This window comes from Sphingomonas plantiphila, from assembly GCF_046000505.1.
Lineage (GTDB): Bacteria > Pseudomonadota > Alphaproteobacteria > Sphingomonadales > Sphingomonadaceae > Sphingomonas > Sphingomonas plantiphila.
In genome coordinates, this window is record NZ_JBELQC010000001.1 from 1,681,649 (window position 1) to 1,702,807 (window position 21,159).

Genomic DNA, 21,159 nt, shown 5'->3' on the forward strand with positions numbered 1-21,159 from the left:
CGGCAAGGCCGGGCGAATGCAGTGTTATAGGCGCAGCGCCACCGATCTGGCGTGCGCCGGAAGCCCCTCGGCCTCCGCCAGCGCGACCGCGGCGGGGCCGATTGCCGCGAGGCCCTGCGCATCGAGCGCGAGGAAGCTGGTGCGCTTCATGAAGTCGAGCACCGACAGTCCGCTGGCGAAGCGCGCGCGGCGGCCGGTGGGCAGGACGTGGTTCGGCCCGGCGACATAATCGCCGATCGCCTCGGGCGTCATCCGACCGAGGAATACCGAGCCGGCATGGCGCACGCGCGCGAACAACGCATCGGGATCGTCGACCGCGAGCTCGAGATGCTCGGGCGCGAGGCGGTTGACCAGCGGGATCGCCTCGTCCAGCGAACCGGTCAGGATGATCGCGCCATTGGCGTCCCAGCTCTGCCGCGCGGTGTCGCGTGTTGCCAGTTCGCCGATCTGGCGATCGACCGCCTCGGCCACCTTGCCTGCCAGAATGGCGTCGTCGGTGACCAGGATCGACTGGCTGGTCGGGTCATGCTCGGACTGGCTGAGCAGGTCGGCGGCAATCCAGTCGGGGTCGTTCCTGCCGTCGGCGATCACGACGATCTCGCTCGGGCCCGCAACCATGTCGATGCCGACCACGCCGTAGAGCTGGCGCTTGGCTTCGGCGACCCAGGCATTGCCGGGACCGGTGATCACGTCGACTGCCGCGATCCGCCCGGTGCCATAGGCGAGCGCGGCGATCGCCTGCGCACCGCCGATGCGCCAGATTTCGTCTACCCCGGCGATATGCGCGGCGGCGAGAACCAGCGGATTGACCTCGCCATCGGGGGTGGGGGTGACCATCACGAGCCGGTCGACCCCTGCCACGCGGGCGGGGATCGCATTCATCAGCACCGAGCTGGGATAGGCTGCGCGTCCGCCGGGAACATAGACGCCCGCCGCCTCGACCGCGCTCCAGCGCGCGCCGGTGCGCACGCCCGCAGCGTCGGTGGTGTCGCTGTCCGCGGGCCGCTGTTTTTCGTGATAGGCGGTGATGCGCTCAGCGGCGAGTTCGAGCGCGGCGCGCAGATCGGGCGCGAGGCCGTCGAGTGCGGCGGCGCATTGGGATTTCTCGATCCGCCAGCCGGTATCGTTGAGGTCGTGGCGGTCGAACTTTTTCGTAAAGGCGTGGAGCGCGGCATCGCCTTCGTCGCGCACGCTGGCGACGATGGTGCGCACGTCCCGCGCGACATCGGCATCCGCCTCACGCCGCGCATCGACCAGATCGCGGAACGCCTGGGCGAAGCCGGGCTCGGAAGTGGACAGGCGGATCATGCCGCGTCGCGCTCGACCGCGCGGCGGAAGGCGTCGACCAGCGGCAGCACCTCGGGACGCGTCTTGAACGCGGCGCGGTTGGCGATCAGGCGGCTCGACACCTCCATGATCGTCTCGACCTCGACCAGCCCGTTCTCCTTGAGCGTGCGGCCCGAGGAGACGAGGTCGACGATGCGCGGGGCAAGGTCGAGCAATGGCGCCAGTTCCATCGCGCCATTGAGCTTGATGCACTCGGCCTGCACGCCGCGCGCCTCGAAATGCGTGCGCGTCAGATGCGGATATTTGGTCGCGACGCGAACATGGCTCCACCCGCGCGGATCGTCGCTCGCGGCGAGCGTGGCGGGCTCGGCGACCGAGAGGCGGCAATGGCCGATTCCCAGATCGACCGGCGCATAGAGCTGCGAATAGGCGAATTCGGCCAGAACGTCGGACCCGACGATGCCGAGCTGCGCCGCGCCATGCGCGACGAAGGTGGCGACGTCGAACGCGCGCACGCGGATCAGGTCGATATCGGGCCGGTTGGTCTTGAAGCGCAGCGCGCGGCTGCCGTCGTCCGAAAAGGCCGGTTCGGGCACGATTCCGGCGCGCGCGAGCAGGGGCAACGCTTCCTCGAGGATGCGTCCCTTGGGCACGGCCAGGATGATCGGATCGGGCGCGGTATCGGTCATGGGTTGCGCGCCTTTACTTGGGGGGGCGTGGCGGCGCAACAAGAGCAAGCTTTATCGGGCGAAAGGGCGGGACATGACCGACTGGATGGCGCTGGAGGATGTGCGGACGGCGTTCGCGAACCAGGTGGACTATTGCCGGGCGAACGATGCGCCGCTGACTGCGGCGGTGGTGCAGGCGATCCTCGACGGGATGGCGGGGCCGGGGGCGTTCCGGGCGAAGCTGCGCGACTGGCCGGGCAAGCCGATGGCGGACGCGCTGCCGCTGCGTGCGGCGGGCGGGCTGCACGCGCTGTACCTGACCGGCGCCGCGCCGTCGCTGGCGCCGCTTTATGCCGGGGAGGCGGTGGATGCCGGGCCGCTGATCAACGCCGCGATCGACGCTCATGATGCGGCGCTGCTCCCCTGGCTCGACGGGCCGCCGCAAACCAACGAGGCGGCGCGGTCGAGCAACTATGCCGCAGCGATGCTGTGGCTGGTGGCGCGGGGGCTGCCGGGGCGGTTCGAATGCATCGAGATCGGATCGAGCGCGGGGATCAACCTGATGATGGACCGCTATCGCTACGATCTGGGCGGTGTCGGAGTCGGACCTGCCGATGCGGCGATGCGGATCGCGCCCGAGTGGCGAGGGCCGCCGCCGCCCGAGGCTGAGGTGGAGATCGTATCGCTGCGCGGGTGTGACGTCGCGCCGATCGACCTGACCGACCCGCAGGCGTTGCTGCGGCTGCGCGCCTATGCCTGGCCCGAGCACCGCTTGCGGGCGCAGCGGCTGGAGATTGCGGCGGCGGAGGCCGCGCGGCGCGCGCCGGAGCTAGTGGAGGCGGATGCGGCGGCATTCGTCGCGGAGGCGCTCGCTCGGTCGCAGGCGGCTGGGACGGTGCGCGTGCTGATGCACACGATCGTCTGGCAGTATCTGGGCGAGGCGCGGCAAGCGGCGATCACCGCGGCGATGGAAGCCGCGGGTGCCGCTGCGACGGCGGAGCGACCGCTGGCATGGATCGCGGTGGAGGCCAACCGGCAGACCTTCCGGCACGAGCTGACGGTGCGGTATTGGCCGGGCGACGGTGCGCCGCATTTGCTGGCTGGTGCCCATGCCCATGGCGCATGGGTCGAGTGGATGGGCGTCTAACCCTTCCATCGTCATTCCGAACTTGTTCCGGGGTCCACCAGGAAGCTGGCGCGAAGCAAGAAGCTCAAGCGACGTGGGGAAGGATAAGTGGACCCCGGCACAAGGCCGGGGGTGACAGGCCTGATTATGCTTGAGCAGCCTCGGCCTTACCGCGTTTCCCCGCCACCCACGCAAAAAAGCGCGGGATCGGCGCATTGCGCTCCATCCAGTCGCTATATGCCTGGTAATCGGGATCGGCGCGCAGGTGCTTTTCCTCGGTCTTCGCCCGGACATAATAGATCAGGCTGACAAGGCCGAGCAGGAAGCTCGCGCGCGCGGCGTCGGCGAGGCTGCCCGTGGTGACCAGCAGCGGGCAGGTCGCGATCCACCAGAACAGGTTTTTCGAGAGGTACGCGGGGTGGCGCGTGAACGCATAGGGCCCGTGCGTGATGATGCCGCGATGGGTGAGGTTCGAGAAGCGGAAGCCGAACGCCATCGTCGCCCAGGCGTAGATCGCGGTCAGCGCGACCAGTACCGCGCCGACGATCCAGAGCAAAATGTCGTGTCCCGCCAGCCAGTGCGTCCAGTCCGACGTGCCGGGGTGATAGTCGAGCGGGCCGCCATTCCCCATCAAGATGAAGGGCGGGTAGCAGATCAGCGCCACCGCCCAGGCACCCGCATAGGGATTGGCGGTGCGGATATGGCTGTCGAGCGGGCGGAAGGTGAGGATATAGCCGACGGTCGCGAACGCGACGTCGAACATGAACATACCGGTGATCAGCCAGTTGGCGAGCGCGACGGGATTGGTCAGGATGCCGGTGGCGTCGGCGCGGACGAAGGCGCCGAAGCCGGGCGGCACGATTGCGAGCATGAAGGCGAGGAAGAACGCCTTGACCGTCCAGCTGCGCAGATGATTGTGGATCGCGGCTTCGTTGATCGGATCCTTGCTGCCGAGCAGCCAGGCGCCGAGCATGAAGGCGCCGTCCTTGGGGTTCTCCAGGCGGCGGTCGATCCACAGCACATAGGGGACCGACAGCACGAACAATGCCGGTGCAGCCATCTGGAAGCACCACATGGCAAAGGCGAAGTTCCCCTCCCAATAGAAGCGGCAGATGGCGTAGACCGCCGCGATCCCGCCCCAGGTCAGCCACAGCCCGGCGATCTTGGTGATCGAGATGTCGAGCGTTTCGCTGAGCGGGCGCGGGTCACCCCAGTTCACGCCAGTCGTGGGGTTGCGATAGACCTTGTCGACCAGCACCGCCCACAGCACCATCGGGATGCCGCCCGCGGCAATGTTGACCAGCGCCGCGAACGGGCCGTCGAGGCCATAGGTTCGCGCGATCGTCAGCCAGATCGCCATCCCCGCAAGGCCGGCGAGGCCGCAACCGGTGCTGACGGCGGATTTGGGCCGCGGATCGGCCTTGGCGCTGCGGGCGAGGGCAGGGTCGTGATACATGCCCGTCGCCATAGCGCGATAATGGTAAGCAACCTGTGAAGCCTGTTTGCCACAAGGGTTTACGCCGCAGTGCGCGAGTGGCTAGGGTGACATCATATCCCGCCTCTTCCGAAAGGTTCGTTCATGCGTCGCGCCTTTGCGCTCACAGCCCTGTTGCTCGCCACCCCGATGTCTCTTGGTGCCGCCACCGCCCAGAACAGTGCGCCCCAGCCGCTGCCGTTCGACAACCGCATCCCCGAAGCGCGCGATGTCGCCTATCCCGGCACGATGACGGTCAAGGTCGATGCGACCGATATCCGCCAGGCGATCTATCGCGTGAAGCAGACCATCTCCGTCGCCGACGCCGGGCCGATGGTGCTGATGATGCCCGCCTGGCTGCCCGGCAAGCACGCCGCGCGCGGCGAGATCGAGAAGCTGGCGGGGCTGAAGATCACCGCGAACGGCAAGCTGGTCCCCTGGAAGCGCGACACCGTCGATGTGTGGGCGTTCCATGTCGACGTGCCGACCGGCGCGAAGCAGCTCGATCTCGAATTCCAGTTCCTCGGCGCCACCGACCGTGACCAGGGCCGGGTGTCGATCGCGCCGACGATGCTGAACCTGCAGTTCGAGCAGGTGAGCCTTTATCCCGCGGGCTATTTCACCCGACGCATCCCGGTTGCCGCGGCGGTGACCTATCCCGCGGGCTGGACCGCGGTGTCGGGCCTTCCCGCGCGCAAGGTGGGCGACGCCTATGTCTATCAGACCACCGATTACGAAACCCTGATCGATTCGCCGGTATTCGCGGGCAAATATTATCGCGAATTCAAGCTGTCCGATCGTGTCGACCTCAACGTCTTCGCCGACGAGCCCGAGGAACTCGACGCCAAGCCCGAGCAGGTCGCGGCGCACAAGGGACTGGTCGAACAGGCGGTAAAGCTGTTCGGCGCGCAGCATTACGATCAGTATGAATTCCTGCTGGCGATCAGCGACGAGATGGGCGGCATTGGCCTGGAACATCATCGCAGTTCCGAGAACGGCGTCGGGCCGGGCTATTTCACCAAGTGGAGCGAGGGGCCGGGGTCGCGCAACCTGTTGCCGCACGAGTTCGTGCACAGCTGGAACGGGAAGTTTCGCCGCGGCGCCGACGCCTGGACTCCCGATTTCCGCACGCCGATGCGCGATTCGATGCTGTGGGTTTATGAAGGCCAGACGCAATTCTGGGGCTATGTGCTGCAGGCACGCTCGGGGATCGTCAGCAAGGAAGATACGCTCGACATGCTCGCCAATATCGCGGCGAGCCTCGACAACCGCCCGGCGCGCAGCTGGCGGCCGCTGATCGACACGACCAATGACCCGGTCATCTCGGCCCGCCGCCCCAAGGGCTGGGTGAGCTGGCAGCGTTCGGAAGACTATTACAACGAAGGCCTGCTGATCTGGCTCGAGGCCGATGCCAAGCTGCGCGAGCTTTCGGGCGGCAAGAAGTCGATGGACGATTTCGCGCGCGCGTTCTTCGGGATGCGCGATGGCGACTGGGGTGTGCTGACCTATGATCTCGATAACGTCGTCGCGACGCTGAACGGGGTGCAACCCTATGACTGGGCGAATTTCCTCAAGTCGCGGGTGTACGATGTCGCGCCCAAGGCGCCGCTCGCCGGGTTCACGCAGAATGGCTACCGCCTCGTCTACACCGACGAGCCGACCGCCGCGTTCAAGAACAACGAGAAGCGCCGCAACATGGTCGACCTCAGCTATTCGATCGGGATCACCGTGGGGAAGGGCGGCTCGGTGAGCAGCGTGACCTGGGATTCGCCGGCATTCGACGCGGGGCTCGACCTCGGCGATACGATCGTCGCGGTTGGCGGGCGCGAATATTCCGATGATCGGCTGAAGGATGCGATCACCGCCGCCAAGACCGCGAAGGCCCCGATCAAGTTGCTGGTGAAAAGCGGCACGCGCTACCGCGAAACGACCATCGACTATCGCGATGGCCTGCGCTATCCGCGCCTCGAAAAAATCGGCACCGGAGAGGGTGGTCTGGACAGACTTTTGTCAGCTCGCTGACGCGAGTACGGCACCAGCCCGCTCCCCCACCCGGCCACCCATGGAATATACTGGCGTTGGGTGGCCGGGTGGGGAGCGGGCTGGTGCCGCTCGACCTAACAGAGGAACACCAATGCGCATTGACATGATTCCTGTCGGCGACAATCCGCCGCACAGCCTGAACGTCATCATCGAAGTGCCGACCGGCGGCGAGCCGGTGAAGTATGAGTTCGACAAGGCGTCGGGCGCGCTGTTCGTCGATCGCATCCTGCACACCCCGATGCGCTATCCGGCGAATTACGGCTTCGTGCCGCACACGCTGTCGCCCGATGGCGACCCGCTCGATGCACTGGTGATTTCGCGCTCGCCCTTCATCCCCGGCTGCGTCGTGCGCGCGCGCCCGATCGGCGTGCTCAAGCTGGAAGACGAGGCCGGCGGCGACGAGAAGCTGGTCTGCGTGCCGGTCGACACGACCTTCCCCTATTACACCGATGTCGGCGAGCGCGGCGATCTGCCCTCGATCGTGCTTCAGCAGATCGAGCATTTCTTCAAACACTATAAGGACCTGGAGTCCGAAAAGTGGGTTCGCATCGGCGAATGGGGCGATGCCGAGGAAGCCAAGCGGATCGTGATCGAGGCGATCGAGGCGGCGAAGCAGGCCAAGGCCGCGGCGGCCTGATCCGCCCATCCCGTCAAACAGGGCAAGGCCCCGGATGCATGTGCGTCCGGGGCCTTGTTCGTTTCAGAATGCGCCGCCGGCGGGACGCACGATGATCTCGCTGACGTCGACGCCGTCGGGCTGGGCGATGGCATAGGCAATCGCGCGGGCGATCGCGTCCGGCGTCAGCGACTTCTGGCGCCACTGCTTCAGCCCCTCGGCGATCTCGGGCACGGTGATGTCTTCGCCCAGTTCGGTCGCGACGACGCCGGGCGAGATGATCGTGGTGCGGATGTCGTCATGCTCCATCCGCAGTCCTTCGGTGATCGCCCACACGGCATATTTGGTGCCGCAATAGACCGCCGCGGTCGGAGCGACCATGTGCGCCGCGACCGAGGCGACGTTGACGACATGGCCGCTCCTCTGTGCGGTAAAGCGCGGCAGCACCGCGGCGATGCCGTTGAGCACGCCATGCACGTTGACGTCGATCATCCGCTTCCACTCGTCGCGCTTGAGCGCGTCGAGGCGCGACAGCGGCATCACGCCGGCATTGTTGACGAGCACGTCGACGCGTCCGAAGCGCGCCTCGGCGGCGGCGACGAAGCCTTCGAAACTGTCGCCATCGACGACGTCGAGCTGCCGCCAGGCGACATTGTCGCCGAGTTCGTCGGCCAGCGCGGCGAGGCGGTCGGTGCGGCGCGCGCCGATGAACAGGCGTGCGCCGGCCGCGGCGAGTTCGCGGACGGTCGCTTCGCCGATGCCGCTCGATGCGCCCGTGACGAGAATGGTCTTGTCGATGATCGTGGTCATGTACCCGTTCCTTTCGGCTTGCGTTGGTGACCGTGGAAATGGGTCCGAATCCGCCCGAGGCGGTAGAGCGATCGCCCGAAGAAATTGCACGATCCTCCAAAATCGGACGCGCCGACTTGAGATCGCGCTCGATCTGGGCGACAGCGTCGCACATGGAACGCGTCGCACAGCTCGCATCGATCATCGCACGGCATACCCGGGAACCCGGCATGTTCGCGTCCGACGTGCCGCGGCTATCCTTGATCCGGGGCCACGCGCCGACCGATCCGACACCGGCGGTGTACGAGGCATCGCTTTGCCTGATCGCCCAAGGATCGAAGCGCATTTCGGTCGGGGGCGATAGCCTGATCTACGACGCCGCCAACTATCTGGTCGTATCGGTCGATCTGCCGCTGGTCGGGCACGTGCTGGAAGCGAGTCCCGAGCGGCCCTATTTCTGTTGCGCGATCGGCCTCGACATGACGACGCTGGCGGATCTGGTGGTGGCGCAGGGCGGGGCAGGCGCCCCCACGGCGATGCCGGCGCTGGCGGTGTGCCCCAGCGATCCCGGGCTGATCGACGCGGCGTCGCGGCTGGTCGCGCTGCTCGACACGCCGGGTGACATCGCGATGCTCGCGCCGCTGATCGAGCGGGAGATCCTCTACCGCCTCCTCGCCGGACCGCACGGGCCGATGCTGCGGCATATCGCGGCGGGCGACAGCCATTTGCGGCAGGTGAGCCGGGCGATCGCGACGATCCGCGGGGCGTTCGACAAGCAACTGCGCATCCGGGACATTGCCGATGCGGCGGGTATGAGCGAATCGTCGCTCCACGCGCATTTCAAGGCGATGACGCGGATGACCCCGCTCGAATATCAAAAACAGCTGCGGCTGCAGGAGGCGCGGCGGCTGATGCTGGCCGAGGGTGCGAGCGCGGGGAGCGCGGGCTTTGCGGTCGGCTATGACAGCCCGTCGCAGTTCAGCCGCGAATATCGCCGCCTGTTCGGCGCGCCGCCGCGCCGCGACATCGCGCAGATGCAGGACGCACTGGCGAGCGCATGACGCGCGTCAGCCGCGCTTCTTCTTGACCGGCGCGCGGCGGCTCGCCTCCCGCGCGAGCGACGCCCAGCGCTGCATCGCATCGGCATCGTCATAGACGTCGTCGGGTGCGCGGCGATAGTTCATCGACACGGTCTCGCCATCCTTGCCGGTGAAGGTGAAAGGGGGGCATCCGGCTTCGTCCCAAATGGGCGCGCTGACCTTGTCGTTCTTGAAGTAGATCGCCTCTTCGTCGACCACCGCGAACACCCGGCCCTCGCAATAGAGCACCGCCGCGCCCATCATCGGGCGATGGGTGATGGTGCCGAGCGGTTCGAGCGCCTCCTTTGCCCATTCGATCAGGCCGGCGTCATACGCCATGGGCAAGCTCCTCCAGTGCAGTATCCTGCATCCGCCAGCGCTCCCACCCGTCGACATGCGCCGCGCCAATCTGACGGTAGAAGCCCTTGCCCAGTTCGTTCCAGTCGAGGACGTTCCATTCGAGCCGCGCGCCGCCGCGTTCGATGACGAGCGCGGCGAGGCGTGACAGGAGCGCCCGGCCCAGCCCCGCGCCGCGCGCATGCGGCTCGACGAACAGGTCCTCCAGCCAGATGCCGGGCTTGCCCTCGAAGGTCGAGAAGGTCTGGAAATAGAGCGCGAAGCCGCTGGGCTTGCCGTCGATTTCGCCGATCAGTACCTCGGCGGCGGGGCGCTCCCCGAACAGGTGCCGGTGCAGCGTCGCATCGTCGAAACGGACTTCGTGCGCGAGTTTCTCATAGTCGGCGAGCTTGCGGATGAATCCCGCGACAAGGTCGAAATCCTGCGCGGTCGCCTGACGGATCGTGATCAAATCTGTGCCTCCGTATCGGCGACCGGGGCCTGGTCGCGCCGCCGCGCCGCGATGATGCAGCCGCCGACGATCAGCGCCGCGCCCGCCACGGTGAAGAAGGAAACGCGTTCGCCGAACACGATCCAACCCCAGAATGTCGCCCAGAGGAAGCCGGTATATTCGGTCGGCGCAAGATAATTGGCCTCGGCGCGGGCATAGGCCCAGGACAGGAGGAACAAAGAGGCGGTGGCGAGGACTGCCGCGAGGATCAGCGCGGGGGCGTGCGCGACCGACGGGACGCGCAGCAGCCAGGGCGCGGCAAGCAGGAACAACCCGGCGACGAACAGCGACTGGTAGAAGGCGACCTCGCCCGGCCCCGCGAGCAGCGATTGCTGGCGCATCAGGATGATGTTCCAGGCGTAGCAGAGCGCCGAGCCGAGGATGGCGAGCGCCCCCCAGAATGCATCCTCGCCCAGCTCGGCGCGCGTTTGCCCCCACAGGATCAGCAGCACGCCGGCAAAGGCAAGCGCGGTGGCGACGAGGGTGACGCGGGTGATCCTCTCCTTCAGCAGCCACGCCGCGAGGAACAGCGCGACGATCGGCGCGATGAACGAGAGCGCGATCGCCTGCGCCATCGGCACGCGGCCAAGGCCCCAGAAGAACAGGAAGGCCATCACGGCGGAGACGGCGGCGCGGATCAGGTGCAGCCGCATCGCCGCGCGGCTGGGCCGCTTCGGGCGCGACAGCGCATAGGGAATGCCGCTCGCCGCCACCCCCGCCAGCATCCGCCAGGTCAGCGCGTTATAGGCGCCGAGCGCGAGCACCAGCCCCTTCATCACCGCATCCATCGACGAAAAGATCGCAATGCCGAGCGACGCTACGGCGAAGGCGAGGAGGGGGGCGGCGGGACGCATGGCGGCGGCTTGACCGGTCGCAAACCGCGGGTCAAGCGATGCGGATTGGACATGCTTCGGCGACGGGCTATCATCAACCGTCAGAGGGGAAAACATGTCGAAACTGCTCGCGATGCTGACGACGTTTGCCGTGCCGCTGACGGACGCCCCAAGCGTACTAGAGCCCGCGAACGACTGGTCGGTCGAGCACAGCGATGGCCGGTGTCTTCTTTCCCGCAGTTTCGGTACCGGAGCGGACCGGATCGTATTCGGCTTAGGGCTGTATCCGGTCACGGGCGCGGACCAGATCGTCCTGATCGAACCGGCCCGCGAAGCCAAATCGATCAAACCGACGGAGGCGAGGCTCGTCCTGAATCCAGGGCGTGATCGAGAGACCGTCTATGGCGTAGCGGTGCCACGGGAAGAGGGGGGAAGCATAACAAAATTCGCCGTTCCCGTCGCCTTGACGGATGGAGTCCGGGGCGGGGAGCGGGTGGTGATCCGTACCGAAGGGAGGCGCTATGATCTTCCGTTGTCCGACATGGGCGCTGCCTTCGCCGCAGCGGAGCGATGCCAGAATGACCTGATGCGAAAATGGGGTCTGGACCCGGACCTCGCGACCGCCGTGGTGACGCCTGCCGAACCCGTCGGCAGCCCGGCGTCATGGCTTAGTGCCAATGATTACCCGCGTGACGCGCAAATACGGGAGCCGACGCGCAAGGTCGTTGCGCGTGCCGAGATCGACGCCCAGGGGGCGGTGACCAACTGTGCCGTGGTCCAGTCCAGCGGGGCGGAGGCGCTCGATCAGGTTACCTGTGAGGTGGTCGTCCGCAACCGGGTGCGTTTTCGTCCGGCGCGGAACGCTGCGGGCGAGGCTGTTCCATCGATCTGGATTCAGGGGTTCTGCTGGCTGCGCTGGCCGGACTCGCTTTGCATCCCGTAGCCGCGATCACGCCGCGGCCACCGCCGCAGCCTCGGCCGCCGCCTCGATCTCCGCTGCCTTGGCTTCGACCAGCTTGACGAGATGGTCGAGCATGTCGGCATCCTCGATCGTGTGGTCGGTCACGCCCGACAGATAGACCATGTGCTTGCCGTTGCCGCCGCCGGTCAGGCCGATATCGGTCTCGCGCGCCTCACCCGGGCCGTTGACGACGCAGCCGAGCACGCTGAGCGACAGTGGCGTACGGATGTGCTGGAGGCGTTCCTCGAGCGTCTGGACGGTGCGGATCACGTCGAAGCCCTGGCGCGCGCAGCTGGGGCAGCTGACCACGCGCACGCCGCGGTTGCGGATGCCGAGCGCCTTCAGGATCTCGAACCCGACGCGGACTTCCTCTTCCGGCTCGGCGGAGAGCGACACGCGGATCGTGTCGCCGATCCCGAACCACAGCAGCGATCCGATGCCGATCGCGCTCTTGACCGTTCCTCCGACGAAGCCCCCCGCCTCGGTGATTCCAAGGTGCAGCGGGCAATCGACGACTTCGGCGAGCTGTTGATAGGCGGCGGTGGCGAGGAACAGGTCGCTCGCCTTCACCGCCACCTTGAATTCGTGGAAATCGCGGTCCTGCAGCAGCTTGATATGGTCGAGCGCGCTTTCGACCAGCGCCTCGGGGCACGGCTCGCCATATTTTTCGAGCAGGTCCTTCTCCAGGCTGCCCGCATTCACGCCGATGCGGATCGCGCAACCATTGGCCTTGGCGGCGTTGACCACTTCGTTGACGCGGTCGGCCGAGCCGATATTGCCGGGGTTGATGCGCAGGCACGCCGCGCCGGCATCGGCGGCTTCGAGCGCGCGCTTATAGTGGAAATGGATGTCGGCGACGATCGGCACGCGCGCGGCGCGGACGATCTGCCTGAGCGCCGCGGTGCTCTCCACATCGGGACAGGACACGCGGATGATGTCGGCGCCGGCATCCTCGCAGCGGCGGATCTGGTCGATCGTCGCGACCGGATCGGACGTCGGCGTGTTGGTCATCGTCTGGACGGTGACCGGGGCATCGCCCCCAACGGGGACGTTGCCGACCATGATCTGACGGCTTTGGCGGCGCGTGATATCGCGCCAGGGACGCACGGACATTGGGTTTCCTCTGGCTTTGCCGCGCTATAGCCGATCAGCGCCGGGCGAGAAAGGCGGCGACGCGCGCGGCGGCATTGTGGCGCAGGTCCATATAGACGAGCTGATAGTCCAGCGCACCGTTGCTGCCACCCGGCGCCATGCGGCTGGCATGGGGCTCGCCCGGCGGGGAGACGTACAGCATCCCGTCGGCGCCGCAACGCGCGGTGATCAGTCCGGCGTCAGGCGCGCGCAGCGGTTCGGGAAATTCATAGCCGTTGCGCATCCACGCGCCGCGGTGCGCGGTGCGAGGGGCGAGTGCCGGCCCGGTCGTCCAGCTCAGCGGATTGTTGCACGCGGCGCGATTGGCGGAGGGCTTGGTGCCCTCGATCCGGATCGACCAGGCGACGACGCAGCCGGTGTCGGACTCACCCGCGCAATGGCGCACGGTGCCGCGCGCATCGAACCAGTCGAGCGGCAGCGGATCGCCGATCAGATAGGCGGCCACCATGCGTGCCGCGATCGGCTGTCCGTCGATCTCCCGTTCGATCAGCAGTCGGCCAAGCCGTGCGCCGCCGCCATGCCCCGCGACGATGAACGGGCGGTCGCCGACGCGGCGGCGAAATTCGCGGAAGGCTCGGAGGATGTCGGAATAGGCGAGATCGAATGCTCCACTCCCGTCTCCCGACGTGAAGGCAGGGTTCGCCTGGCGGTAGCGCGGGGCATAGATCGCGCAGCAGCCGTTGAAGGCGCTGGCCTGATTGCGGATCGTCGTCTGCCCGACATCGCCGTTGAACCACACGTCGCGCGTGTCCGCGTTCCACACCGCGCTCCGCAGTGGTACGTCCGAATGGATGAAAAACACGTCGACCGGCGCGCGCAGTTGCGGCGGCTCCGGCACCCCCTTTGGCGTCATGTCGCCATCGTCGCGGATCGACGGCAGTGACGCCCAATTGGCGGGGCCCGCATAATCCGGCGCGGGCGGCGCGGCTGCGGGGTCAAACGGCGGCGGCGATGCGCGCATACGGTCCGTTGCGTGGGGTGCACCGGCGATGGCGCAGCCAGCCAGCACGCTCGCGATCGCAGCGACGCACGATAAGGTGATTTTCCGCCGCATTCCCGCTCCCGCTAACCAATTGGTGAGGCGCCAACCCCTATAGCGCCGCGCGTGAACGAAGCGAACCGGGACCTTGCCCGTGGCGGACGCCATTACGGCCTCGACTGGCTGCGCATCGCTGCGTTCGCGCTCCTGATCCTCTATCATATCGGCATGGTGTTCGCCCCATGGGGTTGGGTGATCCATAGCGACTATCAGATTTCCGCGCTGATCGTCCCGATGGCGCTGCTCACGCCGTGGCGGCTGCCATTGCTGTTTGCGGTATCGGGATTTGCGTCGCGTCATCTGTTCGAGAAGTCGGGTAGCGCCGCCGTCTTCCTGCGCGCACGCAACCTGCGGCTACTGATCCCGCTTGCCTTCGGCATGGTGGTGCTGATCCCGGTCGAGATGTGGGTGCGGGTGCGCGAGGCGGGGTATCCCGAGAGCTATCTTCACTTCTGGACGAGCGATTATTGGCGCTGGGGCGAGTTCTGGGGGCGCACCTTCCCCAGCTGGGAGCATCTGTGGTTCGTCGTGTACCTATGGGCCTATACGGCGGGGCTCGCCCTAGTGCTGTGGCGCTTTCGAGAACCGTTCGATTCGCTGGCGAGGCGGTGTGCCGGCTGGCTGGCGCAGGGATGGCGGCTGTTGTGGCTCCCGGCGGCGGGGCTGGCGCTGGCGCGGCTCGGGCTGCAGTTCGTGGTCGCCGACGAGCAGGGGCTGCTGCGCGACTGGGCAGGGCATGCACTCTATTTTCCGATGTTCCTGTCCGGCTTCGTCCTTGCTGGGTCGCCGTCGCTCTGGCCCGCGCTGAAGCGTGTGTTCGGTGCTGCGCTGCTGGTCGCGATTTTTGCCGGACTTGCGACGGTCGCGATCGAGACCCGATATCCGGGGGAGACCGTGCCGCCGCACTGGGTAATGGCGGTGGCGCGCGTGTCGCAGGTGGCGATGGGCTGGGCGGTCACGATCGCGCTGATCCATCTCGCCGACCGCTACTGCAACCGCGACCATCGCTGGCGCAAGACGATCGCGGAGGCGGTGTTCCCCTTCTATCTCGTCCATCAGCCGGTGATCGTGCTCACCGCCTGGTACACGCTGCCGTTGGGACTGCCGGCGGGCGTCCAGTTCGTGGTGCTCGTCGTCGCGACCGGCGGCGCGTGCCTTGCCACCTATCTGCTCGGGCGCGAAGTCGGCTGGCTGCGCCCGCTGATCGGGCTTGGCCCGCGCGCGGGCCGGGCGGCGCCGGAGATTTCGCCTCAAGCGGCCTGACAAGCGCGCCACCCACGGCTATGGCGCGGGGGTGAAACGGCATTACGGCATGGATTGGCTGCGGATCGGGGCGTTCGCGCTGCTGATCTTCTACCATATCGGCATGGTCTTCGTGCCCTGGGGCTATCATGTGAAAACCGCGGCGCCGGCCGGTTGGGTGACCGTGCCGATGCTGTTCACCAATCCCTGGCGCCTGACGCTACTGTTCGTCGTCTCCGGCTATGCCAGCCGCGCGCTGTGGCGCAAGTCGAGCGGCGCGGGCGGGTTCATGACCAATCGCAGCTGGCGGCTGATCGTCCCGCTGTTGTTCGGCGTCGCGGTGATCGTGCCCCCGCAAGCCTGGGTCGAACTGCGCACGCAATGGCCCTATCCGTTCGATTATTGGACGTTCTGGACGCGCCATTACTGGTATTTCGGGGTATTCGGGCCGACGGTTATGCCAAGCTGGAACCATCTGTGGTTCGTCGGCTATCTGTGGCTGTACACGCTGGGTCTGGCGCTGATCGCGAGCCTGCCGGGCGGCGCGACTGCGCAGCGGGTATTCGACCATGTCTTTGCCGGGACGCGCGTGCTGTGGCTGCCCGCCGCCTATCTGCTGATGACGCAGGTGGTCGTGTTCCAGCGGTGGAGCGACAGCCAGGACGTCATTCACGACGGGGTCGCGCACCTCGCCTATTTCCCGGCCTTCCTGTTCGGCTTCGCATTGGCGGGGTCGGAGCCGGTGATGCGCTGGATCGCGAAATTGTGGAAGCCGGCGCTGGCGATCGGCTTGGCGGGCTATGCCATGACCGCGGCAATCGACATCGCCTATCCCGGGCGCACGCCGTGGCTGCCCAGCCGCATCATGCTGGCGGCGCGCTACATTCAGGCGTGGATGATGATCGCGGCGCTGATCGGGATCGCCGAGGTCTATCTCAACCGCGATCATCGCTGGCGCCAGATGCTGACGGAAGCGGTCTTCCCTTTCTACTTGATCCACCAGACGATCATCGTGGTGGCGATGTACTGGCTGCTCAAGCTCAGCCTTCCGCCCGCAGTCGAGTTCGCGATTCTGGTCCCGGTGACCGCGCTCGGCTGCTGGATCTTCTACCGCTATGGGCGCGAGGTGCCGTGGCTGCGCCCGCTGATCGGCCTGCGCTATGCCCGGCGCGACCGCCCGGCGCCCGTTCCAACCCCTGTCAGCCCGGAGGCCGCATGACCCGCCTGATCGCCCTGATCCTGTCCTTGACCCTGGCGCTGCCGACGCTGGCGCAGGACAAGCCCAGATGGACGCTGGTGATCCATGGCGGTGCCGGGGTGATCGAGCGCGCGAAGATGACCCCGGAGCGGGAGGCGGCGGCGCGCAAGGGGCTGGATGCCGCGCTGGAGGCCGGATCGAAGGTGCTGGCCAGCGGCGGCAGCGCGCTCGATGCGGTCGAGGCGGCGGTGCGCGTGCTGGAGGATGATCCCAACTTCAATGCCGGGCGCGGTGCGGTATTCACTTGGGAGGGGGCGAACGAACTCGACTCCTCGATCATGGAGGGGACGGGGCGCAAGGCCGGGGCGGTCGCCGGGGTGACCCGCACGCGCCATCCGGTCAGCCTGGCGCGCAAGGTGATGGAGGACAGTCCGCACGTCCTGCTCGCCGGATCGGGTGCCGACCGGTTCAGCGTGGAAAAGGGGCTGGAACAGGTCGATCCCAGCTGGTTCGCGACCGACGAGCGGCGCCAGCAACTCGAGCGCTTCAAGGCGCGACGCACCGGCGCACTGCCCGACGACATGCGCTTCGGCACGGTCGGCGCGGTGGCGCTCGACAGCACGGGACAGATGGCGGCGGCGACGTCGACCGGCGGGATGACCGGCAAGCGCTGGGGCCGGATCGGCGACGCGCCGATCGTCGGCGCGGGCACCTATGCCGACGATCGCGCTTGCGCGGTCTCGGCCACGGGGGACGGGGAGTATTTCATCCGCGCGGGCGTGGCGCACGAGATTTGCGCGCGGGTTCGTTTCAAGGGTGAGAGCCTGAAGGCCGCTGCTGCGGTAGTGCTCGCGGAAACCAAGGCGCTGGGCGGGGAGGGCGGCGTGATCCTGGCCGGTCCGGACGGCGAGACGGCCTGGAGCTTCACCAGCGCGGGCATGTACCGCGGCTCGGTGTCGTCCGACGGCAAGAAGGTCGTCGCGATCTATGGCGACGAAGATTAAGAGCGGGCGCATGATTCGCTCCCTCCTCGCCGCGCTGGCGCTCGCCGCCAGCCTGATCGCCACGCCCGCCTCCGCCTATTGGGAATGGGGCCATGAGACGGTGGCGACGATCGCGTACAAGAATGTAAAGCCCGAGACGCGCCGCGCGATCGACCGGCTGCTCGCGCGACAGGGGCTGCTCGAAACGCCGACCTGCCCGGCGAAGACGCTCGAACAGGCGAGCATCTGGGCGGACTGCATCAAGCCGCTCGGCGTGCGGTTCAGCTACGCCTACAACTGGCACTATCAGAATGTGAACATCTGCAAGCCGTTCACGCTCAAGGGCAATTGCCCCGACGGCAATTGCGTGTCGGCGCAGATCGAGCGCGGCGTGAAGCTGTTGCAGGACAAGGACGTGCCGGTGCGCGAGAAGGTGATGGCGCTTGCGTTCCTCACCCATTTCCTCGGCGATCTTCACCAGCCCTTGCATGCCGGCGACAAGGGCGATCTGGGCGGCAACCGTGCGCGGACCGACTACGGCATCTATGGCCCGGAGCGGCTGAACCTGCACAGCATCACCGATGGCTGGCTGGCCGAGCGCGCCATTTCCACCCCGCCGTCGCTGACCATCGTCTATTCGGCGGAGGAACGCGCGAAGGAAGGCGCCGGGACGGTCGAGGACTGGAGCCGCGAGAACTGGCAGGCGGCGCATACCGCCTATGAAGCCGCGTTCGACGGCGATCCGTGCCGCGACGACCTGCCCGCGCGGGGCAAGCTGGACAATGCCGATATCGAAAAGCTGGTCCCGATGATGCGCGAGCAGATCAAGCGTGGCGGGCTGCGGCTCGCCCGGCTGCTCGACGAGGCGTTCGGTCCCCCGCCGCCGGATCAGCCCAAGCGCTGATCAGTCCCGGTCCCGGTCCGGGCCCCAGCGCCAGCGAAAGCCGCCATCGGTCTTGGTCCAGACGAGCCACATGAAGACCACGAGCATCGGCACCGCGAGGCCGATCCGGACGAACCGGGTGGGTGCCCAGTTGATCACCAGCGCAAAGGCCACAGCGAAGGCGATCGTGCTCAGCCAGCCCTGCCAGGTCACGGGCACCGCGCCCCAGCCGAACAGCTTCGGTGCGAACCAATAGCCTTCGCGCACCTTGAGCGCGTCGCGATAGTCGCGCACGCTCATGACAGCGCGACCATCAGGCCGATGCCCAGGATCACGATCGATGCGGCGAGCAGCCAGGGCAGGTGGCTGCGGCGGGCGAAGAGGGCGGTGAGCATGACAGGTACCTTTTCAGAAACGATCAGCCGGTGGCGTAATTTTCCAGATATCCGCAGTTCCGGCAGCGCCAGGTCTGGATGTCCAACTTGCGCAATTTGCGAACCTTCACTCCGGTCCACACGCTCTTTTGCGGTGCGCCCTCGACCCATTTGGTGACGTGGCGCGTCCCATAGCCTTCATCGACCATGAAGCCTTCGATCATCGTGCTCTGGCATTTGGGGCAGTGGCGCGAGCGCATGTTCAATCCTCCTTGGGTGGCCGGCCACGCTTTGCGCGCACCGGGTCCGCCAGCTTGACGCCGCGCCGGGCCAGCGCCTCGCGCAGCAGGCATTCGACCTGCGCGTTGACGCTGCGCAGGTCGGTCGCGGCGCTCCGCTCGATCGCGGCGTAGAGGACCGGATCGAGGCGGAGCGGGAAGGCCTTCTTGGGTGGTGCAGCCAAGATGCGCTCCGGGCTACTGGTACAGCGACCCGGCGTTCACCACCGGCTGGGTGTCGCGTTCGGAGCAGAGCACGACCATCAGGTTCGATACCATCGCCGCGCGCCGCTCGTCGTCCAGCTCGACGACATTCTTGTCGCTCAGCTGCTCCAGCGCCATCTCGACCATGCCGACCGCACCCTCGACCAGCGTCTTGCGCGCGGCGACCACCGCCTCGGCCTGTTGCCGGCGCAGCATCGCCTGGGCGATCTCCTGTGCATAGGCGAGGTGGGTCAGGCGGCATTCGTCGATGTGCACGCCGGCGGCGAGCACCCGCTCCTGCAGCTCGACGCGCAACTCCTCGCTGACATGCTCGGCATTGCCGCGCAGCGTCATCTCCTCATGCGTGAAGTCGTCATAGGGGTAGCGCGACCCGATCGCGCGCACCGCGCTTTCGATCTGGATGTGCACGAACTCGCGATAGTCGTCGACGTCGAACAGCGCCTGCGCGGTATCGGCGACGCGCCACACCACGTTGGACGCGATTTCGATGGGGTTGCCGCGCAGGTCGTTCACCTTCAGTCGCTCCGAGGTGATGTTGTGGATGCGGACCGAGATCTTTTTCTTGATCATCCACGGCCAGGTCCAGCGTAGCCCGGTGACGCGATCGGTGCCCTTGTAATCGCCGAACAGCAGGATCGCCGCCGCCTGGTTGGGCTGAAGTAGATAGAATCCGGGGGCGATAAAGGCGAGCAGCAGTGCGCAGCCGACGGTCATCCACGGCGCCCAGGCGGCTTCGCCGATCTGCGGCGCCGAGACGATGATCGCAATGAAGGCCAGCAGCGCGACCAGCAGCATGACATAGCCGCTGGCGGCGCTTGCAGGGCGTTCGGCACTGGAGCGCAGAGCGCGGGAATCGAAGTCGGACATTTTTGCCTCCCTGTAAATCTGATATCATATTTATATCGACTTTCGCAGGAGGCAAGCGAAATCGGATGCCTCGTGATCGCTAACGCGTGTCGGGGTTCGTCAGGGCGTCCGTCGGTCGAACGATCGAGGGGCGCCCCCGCCTGCACTCCAGCAGATCGCGGTCCCATTGGCCGAGGTCGGCGGCGGCCTCATAGGTCGACTGGAGAAAGGCGAGCAGCGCTGCATCGCCGTCTTCTGCCGCCTGCACCGCGTCATAGGGCAGGATGAACTCCGACATCCCCTCGTGCCAGAACGCCGCATCCGGCTGGACCGGGGCGAAGCGAAAGCCATCGGGCGCCGGATAGGCATAGGCATAGAATGCCGGATACTCGATCCCGCCGCCGCCCGGCCAGAAGCCCGCCGAAGAGACTTCGCGATCATAGGCTTCCTGCGCCACATCGTCCGGCAGTGCCGGTATTCCCCCGCCATGCAGCGGCGCGCGGCGTCCCGAAAAGCGCGTGACCGCCATGTCGAAACTGCCCCAGAACAGATGGACCGGGCTGCACTTTCCCAGGAACGACGTCCGGAACGTCTTGAACACCCGGTCGATCGAGACCAGCGCCCGATGGTATCGCCGGACCGCATCGCGATCATAGGGCCGGTCGCGATGGTCTTTGGTGAAGGGTACCGGATTGGGAAGCTCGTTGGGTTGCCCGTCGAACTTCGGCGAACCGCCGAGATCGGAAACCAGACCGCAGAAGTCGGTGTGAAACTCTGCCACCGTCATCGGCCGCAGGGGGAAGGACGCAGTATGTCCGTCGCCTGCGGTCCCGACGACCTGATGCTCATGCAGGTCGAACAGAATTTCGATCCCCGGACCGTCGGGGATGAGCGAGGAGGTCAGTCCCCGCGGCGTGACGTAAAAGGTCGCGTGCCACGAATGGTTGACCCATGGCGTATGCGCCAGGCGATATTTGCCGGCGACCTGAAGATAGAGGTGCAGCGCGGAACAGGTGTCGCGCCAGCCGAAATAGTCCAGTTCCGGCCAAGGGGTGCTCATGTCCGTTCCTCCGAATCGCGCATGGGTAGGTCCGCGCACCGCAGGCGGCGCTGAACTTCATTCAATCTGATCCCCGGCGGCGCCGAATGCCAGTGGCGCGATCGGCGACGCTGTGTTGCCGGAACCGATACCCGTTAGCGCGTGCCGGTCACGCCC

Annotated in this window: 23 protein-coding genes; 9 read left to right on the forward strand and 14 right to left on the reverse strand. The window is 66.8% G+C overall.

What is annotated here, in order from left to right; all coding sequences use genetic code 11:
* Window positions 1-24: 24 nt before the first annotated feature.
* Together hisD and hisG are read right to left on the reverse strand one after the other, a co-directional pair.
* Window positions 25-1,308: a histidinol dehydrogenase gene (gene hisD / locus ABS767_RS07915; protein WP_408077802.1), complete on the reverse strand. Its 1,284-nt coding sequence runs from the start codon at window positions 1,306-1,308 to the stop codon at window positions 25-27.
* Window positions 1,305-1,976 carry an ATP phosphoribosyltransferase gene (gene hisG / locus ABS767_RS07920; protein ID WP_408077803.1) on the reverse strand — a complete coding sequence of 224 codons (672 nt, stop codon included), beginning with the start codon at window positions 1,974-1,976 and terminating at the stop codon, window positions 1,305-1,307. The genes hisD and hisG overlap by 4 nt, the downstream gene beginning before the upstream one ends.
* Window positions 1,977-2,049: 73 nt before the next feature.
* Between hisG and ABS767_RS07925 the strand changes: the two genes are divergently transcribed.
* Window positions 2,050-3,102, forward strand: coding sequence for a DUF2332 domain-containing protein (locus ABS767_RS07925; protein ID WP_408077804.1), 1,053 nt, complete (start codon window positions 2,050-2,052; stop codon window positions 3,100-3,102).
* Between the two features lie 124 nt (window positions 3,103-3,226).
* Here the strand turns inward: ABS767_RS07925 and ABS767_RS07930 are convergent, their stop codons facing one another.
* Window positions 3,227-4,549 (reverse strand): methyltransferase family protein, encoded by a 1,323-nt coding sequence (locus ABS767_RS07930; RefSeq protein ID WP_408077805.1) that lies wholly within the window; start codon window positions 4,547-4,549, stop codon window positions 3,227-3,229.
* Window positions 4,550-4,660: 111 nt separating this feature from the next.
* On the opposite strand from ABS767_RS07930, the gene ABS767_RS07935 reads away from it, so the two are divergent.
* Complete coding sequence (locus ABS767_RS07935; protein ID WP_408077806.1) at window positions 4,661-6,577, forward strand: M61 family metallopeptidase; 1,917 nt, start codon at window positions 4,661-4,663, stop codon at window positions 6,575-6,577.
* Between the two features lie 112 nt (window positions 6,578-6,689).
* Window positions 6,690-7,235, forward strand: coding sequence for an inorganic diphosphatase (gene ppa / locus ABS767_RS07940; protein ID WP_408077807.1), 546 nt, complete (start codon window positions 6,690-6,692; stop codon window positions 7,233-7,235).
* 63 nt (window positions 7,236-7,298) lie between these two features.
* Here ppa and ABS767_RS07945 read toward each other — a convergent pair whose 3' ends face one another.
* Entirely contained in the window at window positions 7,299-8,024 is a 726-nt protein-coding gene (locus tag ABS767_RS07945; RefSeq protein WP_408077808.1) for an SDR family oxidoreductase, read from the reverse strand.
* Between the two features lie 152 nt (window positions 8,025-8,176).
* On the opposite strand from ABS767_RS07945, the gene ABS767_RS07950 reads away from it, so the two are divergent.
* Entirely contained in the window at window positions 8,177-9,064 is an 888-nt protein-coding gene (locus tag ABS767_RS07950) for an AraC family transcriptional regulator (RefSeq protein WP_408077809.1), read from the forward strand.
* Window positions 9,065-9,070: 6 nt separating this feature from the next.
* On the opposite strand, the gene ABS767_RS07955 is transcribed toward ABS767_RS07950, so the two are convergent.
* Genes ABS767_RS07955 through ABS767_RS07965 form a run of 3 tightly spaced genes read right to left on the reverse strand, consistent with a single transcriptional unit; the run spans window position 9,071 to window position 10,783 of the window.
* Complete coding sequence (locus ABS767_RS07955) at window positions 9,071-9,421, reverse strand: TfoX/Sxy family protein (protein ID WP_408077810.1); 351 nt, start codon at window positions 9,419-9,421, stop codon at window positions 9,071-9,073.
* A complete protein-coding gene (locus ABS767_RS07960; protein WP_408077811.1) occupies window positions 9,411-9,890 on the reverse strand; it encodes a GNAT family N-acetyltransferase in 480 nt (159 codons plus the stop codon). Before ABS767_RS07960 ends, ABS767_RS07955 begins: the two co-directional genes overlap by 11 nt.
* Window positions 9,887-10,783 carry a DMT family transporter gene (locus tag ABS767_RS07965; protein WP_408077812.1) on the reverse strand — a complete coding sequence of 299 codons (897 nt, stop codon included), beginning with the start codon at window positions 10,781-10,783 and terminating at the stop codon, window positions 9,887-9,889. Before ABS767_RS07965 ends, ABS767_RS07960 begins: the two co-directional genes overlap by 4 nt.
* A gap of 94 nt (window positions 10,784-10,877) precedes the next feature.
* On the opposite strand from ABS767_RS07965, the gene ABS767_RS07970 reads away from it, so the two are divergent.
* A complete protein-coding gene (locus tag ABS767_RS07970; RefSeq protein ID WP_408077813.1) occupies window positions 10,878-11,705 on the forward strand; it encodes a TonB family protein in 828 nt (275 codons plus the stop codon).
* A gap of 6 nt (window positions 11,706-11,711) precedes the next feature.
* Here ABS767_RS07970 and ispG read toward each other — a convergent pair whose 3' ends face one another.
* Together ispG and ABS767_RS07980 are read right to left on the reverse strand one after the other, a co-directional pair.
* A complete protein-coding gene (gene ispG / locus ABS767_RS07975) occupies window positions 11,712-12,836 on the reverse strand; it encodes a flavodoxin-dependent (E)-4-hydroxy-3-methylbut-2-enyl-diphosphate synthase (protein WP_408077814.1) in 1,125 nt (374 codons plus the stop codon).
* 34 nt (window positions 12,837-12,870) lie between these two features.
* Entirely contained in the window at window positions 12,871-13,836 is a 966-nt protein-coding gene (locus ABS767_RS07980) for a DUF3089 domain-containing protein (protein ID WP_408077815.1), read from the reverse strand.
* Window positions 13,837-13,980: 144 nt separating this feature from the next.
* Between ABS767_RS07980 and ABS767_RS07985 the strand changes: the two genes are divergently transcribed.
* The 4 genes from ABS767_RS07985 to ABS767_RS08000 are packed head-to-tail and all read left to right on the forward strand — an operon-like array spanning window position 13,981 to window position 18,241.
* Window positions 13,981-15,177 (forward strand): acyltransferase family protein, encoded by a 1,197-nt coding sequence (locus tag ABS767_RS07985; RefSeq protein ID WP_408077816.1) that lies wholly within the window; start codon window positions 13,981-13,983, stop codon window positions 15,175-15,177.
* Between the two features lie 31 nt (window positions 15,178-15,208).
* Entirely contained in the window at window positions 15,209-16,375 is a 1,167-nt protein-coding gene (locus tag ABS767_RS07990) for an acyltransferase family protein (protein ID WP_408077817.1), read from the forward strand.
* Window positions 16,372-17,358 carry an isoaspartyl peptidase/L-asparaginase family protein gene (locus tag ABS767_RS07995; protein WP_408077818.1) on the forward strand — a complete coding sequence of 329 codons (987 nt, stop codon included), beginning with the start codon at window positions 16,372-16,374 and terminating at the stop codon, window positions 17,356-17,358. The genes ABS767_RS07990 and ABS767_RS07995 overlap by 4 nt, the downstream gene beginning before the upstream one ends.
* A 10-nt stretch (window positions 17,359-17,368) precedes the next feature.
* On the forward strand, window positions 17,369-18,241 hold the full coding sequence (locus tag ABS767_RS08000; protein WP_408077819.1) for a S1/P1 nuclease: 873 nt from the start codon (window positions 17,369-17,371) through the stop codon (window positions 18,239-18,241).
* Here ABS767_RS08000 and ABS767_RS08005 read toward each other — a convergent pair whose 3' ends face one another.
* The 5 genes from ABS767_RS08005 to ABS767_RS08025 form a co-directional block, all read right to left on the reverse strand.
* On the reverse strand, window positions 18,242-18,520 hold the full coding sequence (locus ABS767_RS08005; RefSeq protein WP_408077820.1) for a hypothetical protein: 279 nt from the start codon (window positions 18,518-18,520) through the stop codon (window positions 18,242-18,244). It abuts the gene before it with no gap.
* A 118-nt stretch (window positions 18,521-18,638) separates the two neighbouring features.
* Window positions 18,639-18,854 carry a PF20097 family protein gene (locus ABS767_RS08010; protein ID WP_408077821.1) on the reverse strand — a complete coding sequence of 72 codons (216 nt, stop codon included), beginning with the start codon at window positions 18,852-18,854 and terminating at the stop codon, window positions 18,639-18,641.
* Window positions 18,855-18,856: 2 nt separating this feature from the next.
* Window positions 18,857-19,057 carry a toxin-antitoxin system HicB family antitoxin gene (locus tag ABS767_RS08015; protein ID WP_408077822.1) on the reverse strand — a complete coding sequence of 67 codons (201 nt, stop codon included), beginning with the start codon at window positions 19,055-19,057 and terminating at the stop codon, window positions 18,857-18,859.
* A gap of 13 nt (window positions 19,058-19,070) precedes the next feature.
* Window positions 19,071-19,964, reverse strand: coding sequence for an SPFH domain-containing protein (locus ABS767_RS08020; protein ID WP_408077823.1), 894 nt, complete (start codon window positions 19,962-19,964; stop codon window positions 19,071-19,073).
* A gap of 79 nt (window positions 19,965-20,043) precedes the next feature.
* Window positions 20,044-21,003: a DUF5996 family protein gene (locus ABS767_RS08025; RefSeq protein WP_408077824.1), complete on the reverse strand. Its 960-nt coding sequence runs from the start codon at window positions 21,001-21,003 to the stop codon at window positions 20,044-20,046.
* Window positions 21,004-21,159 lie beyond the last annotated feature (156 nt).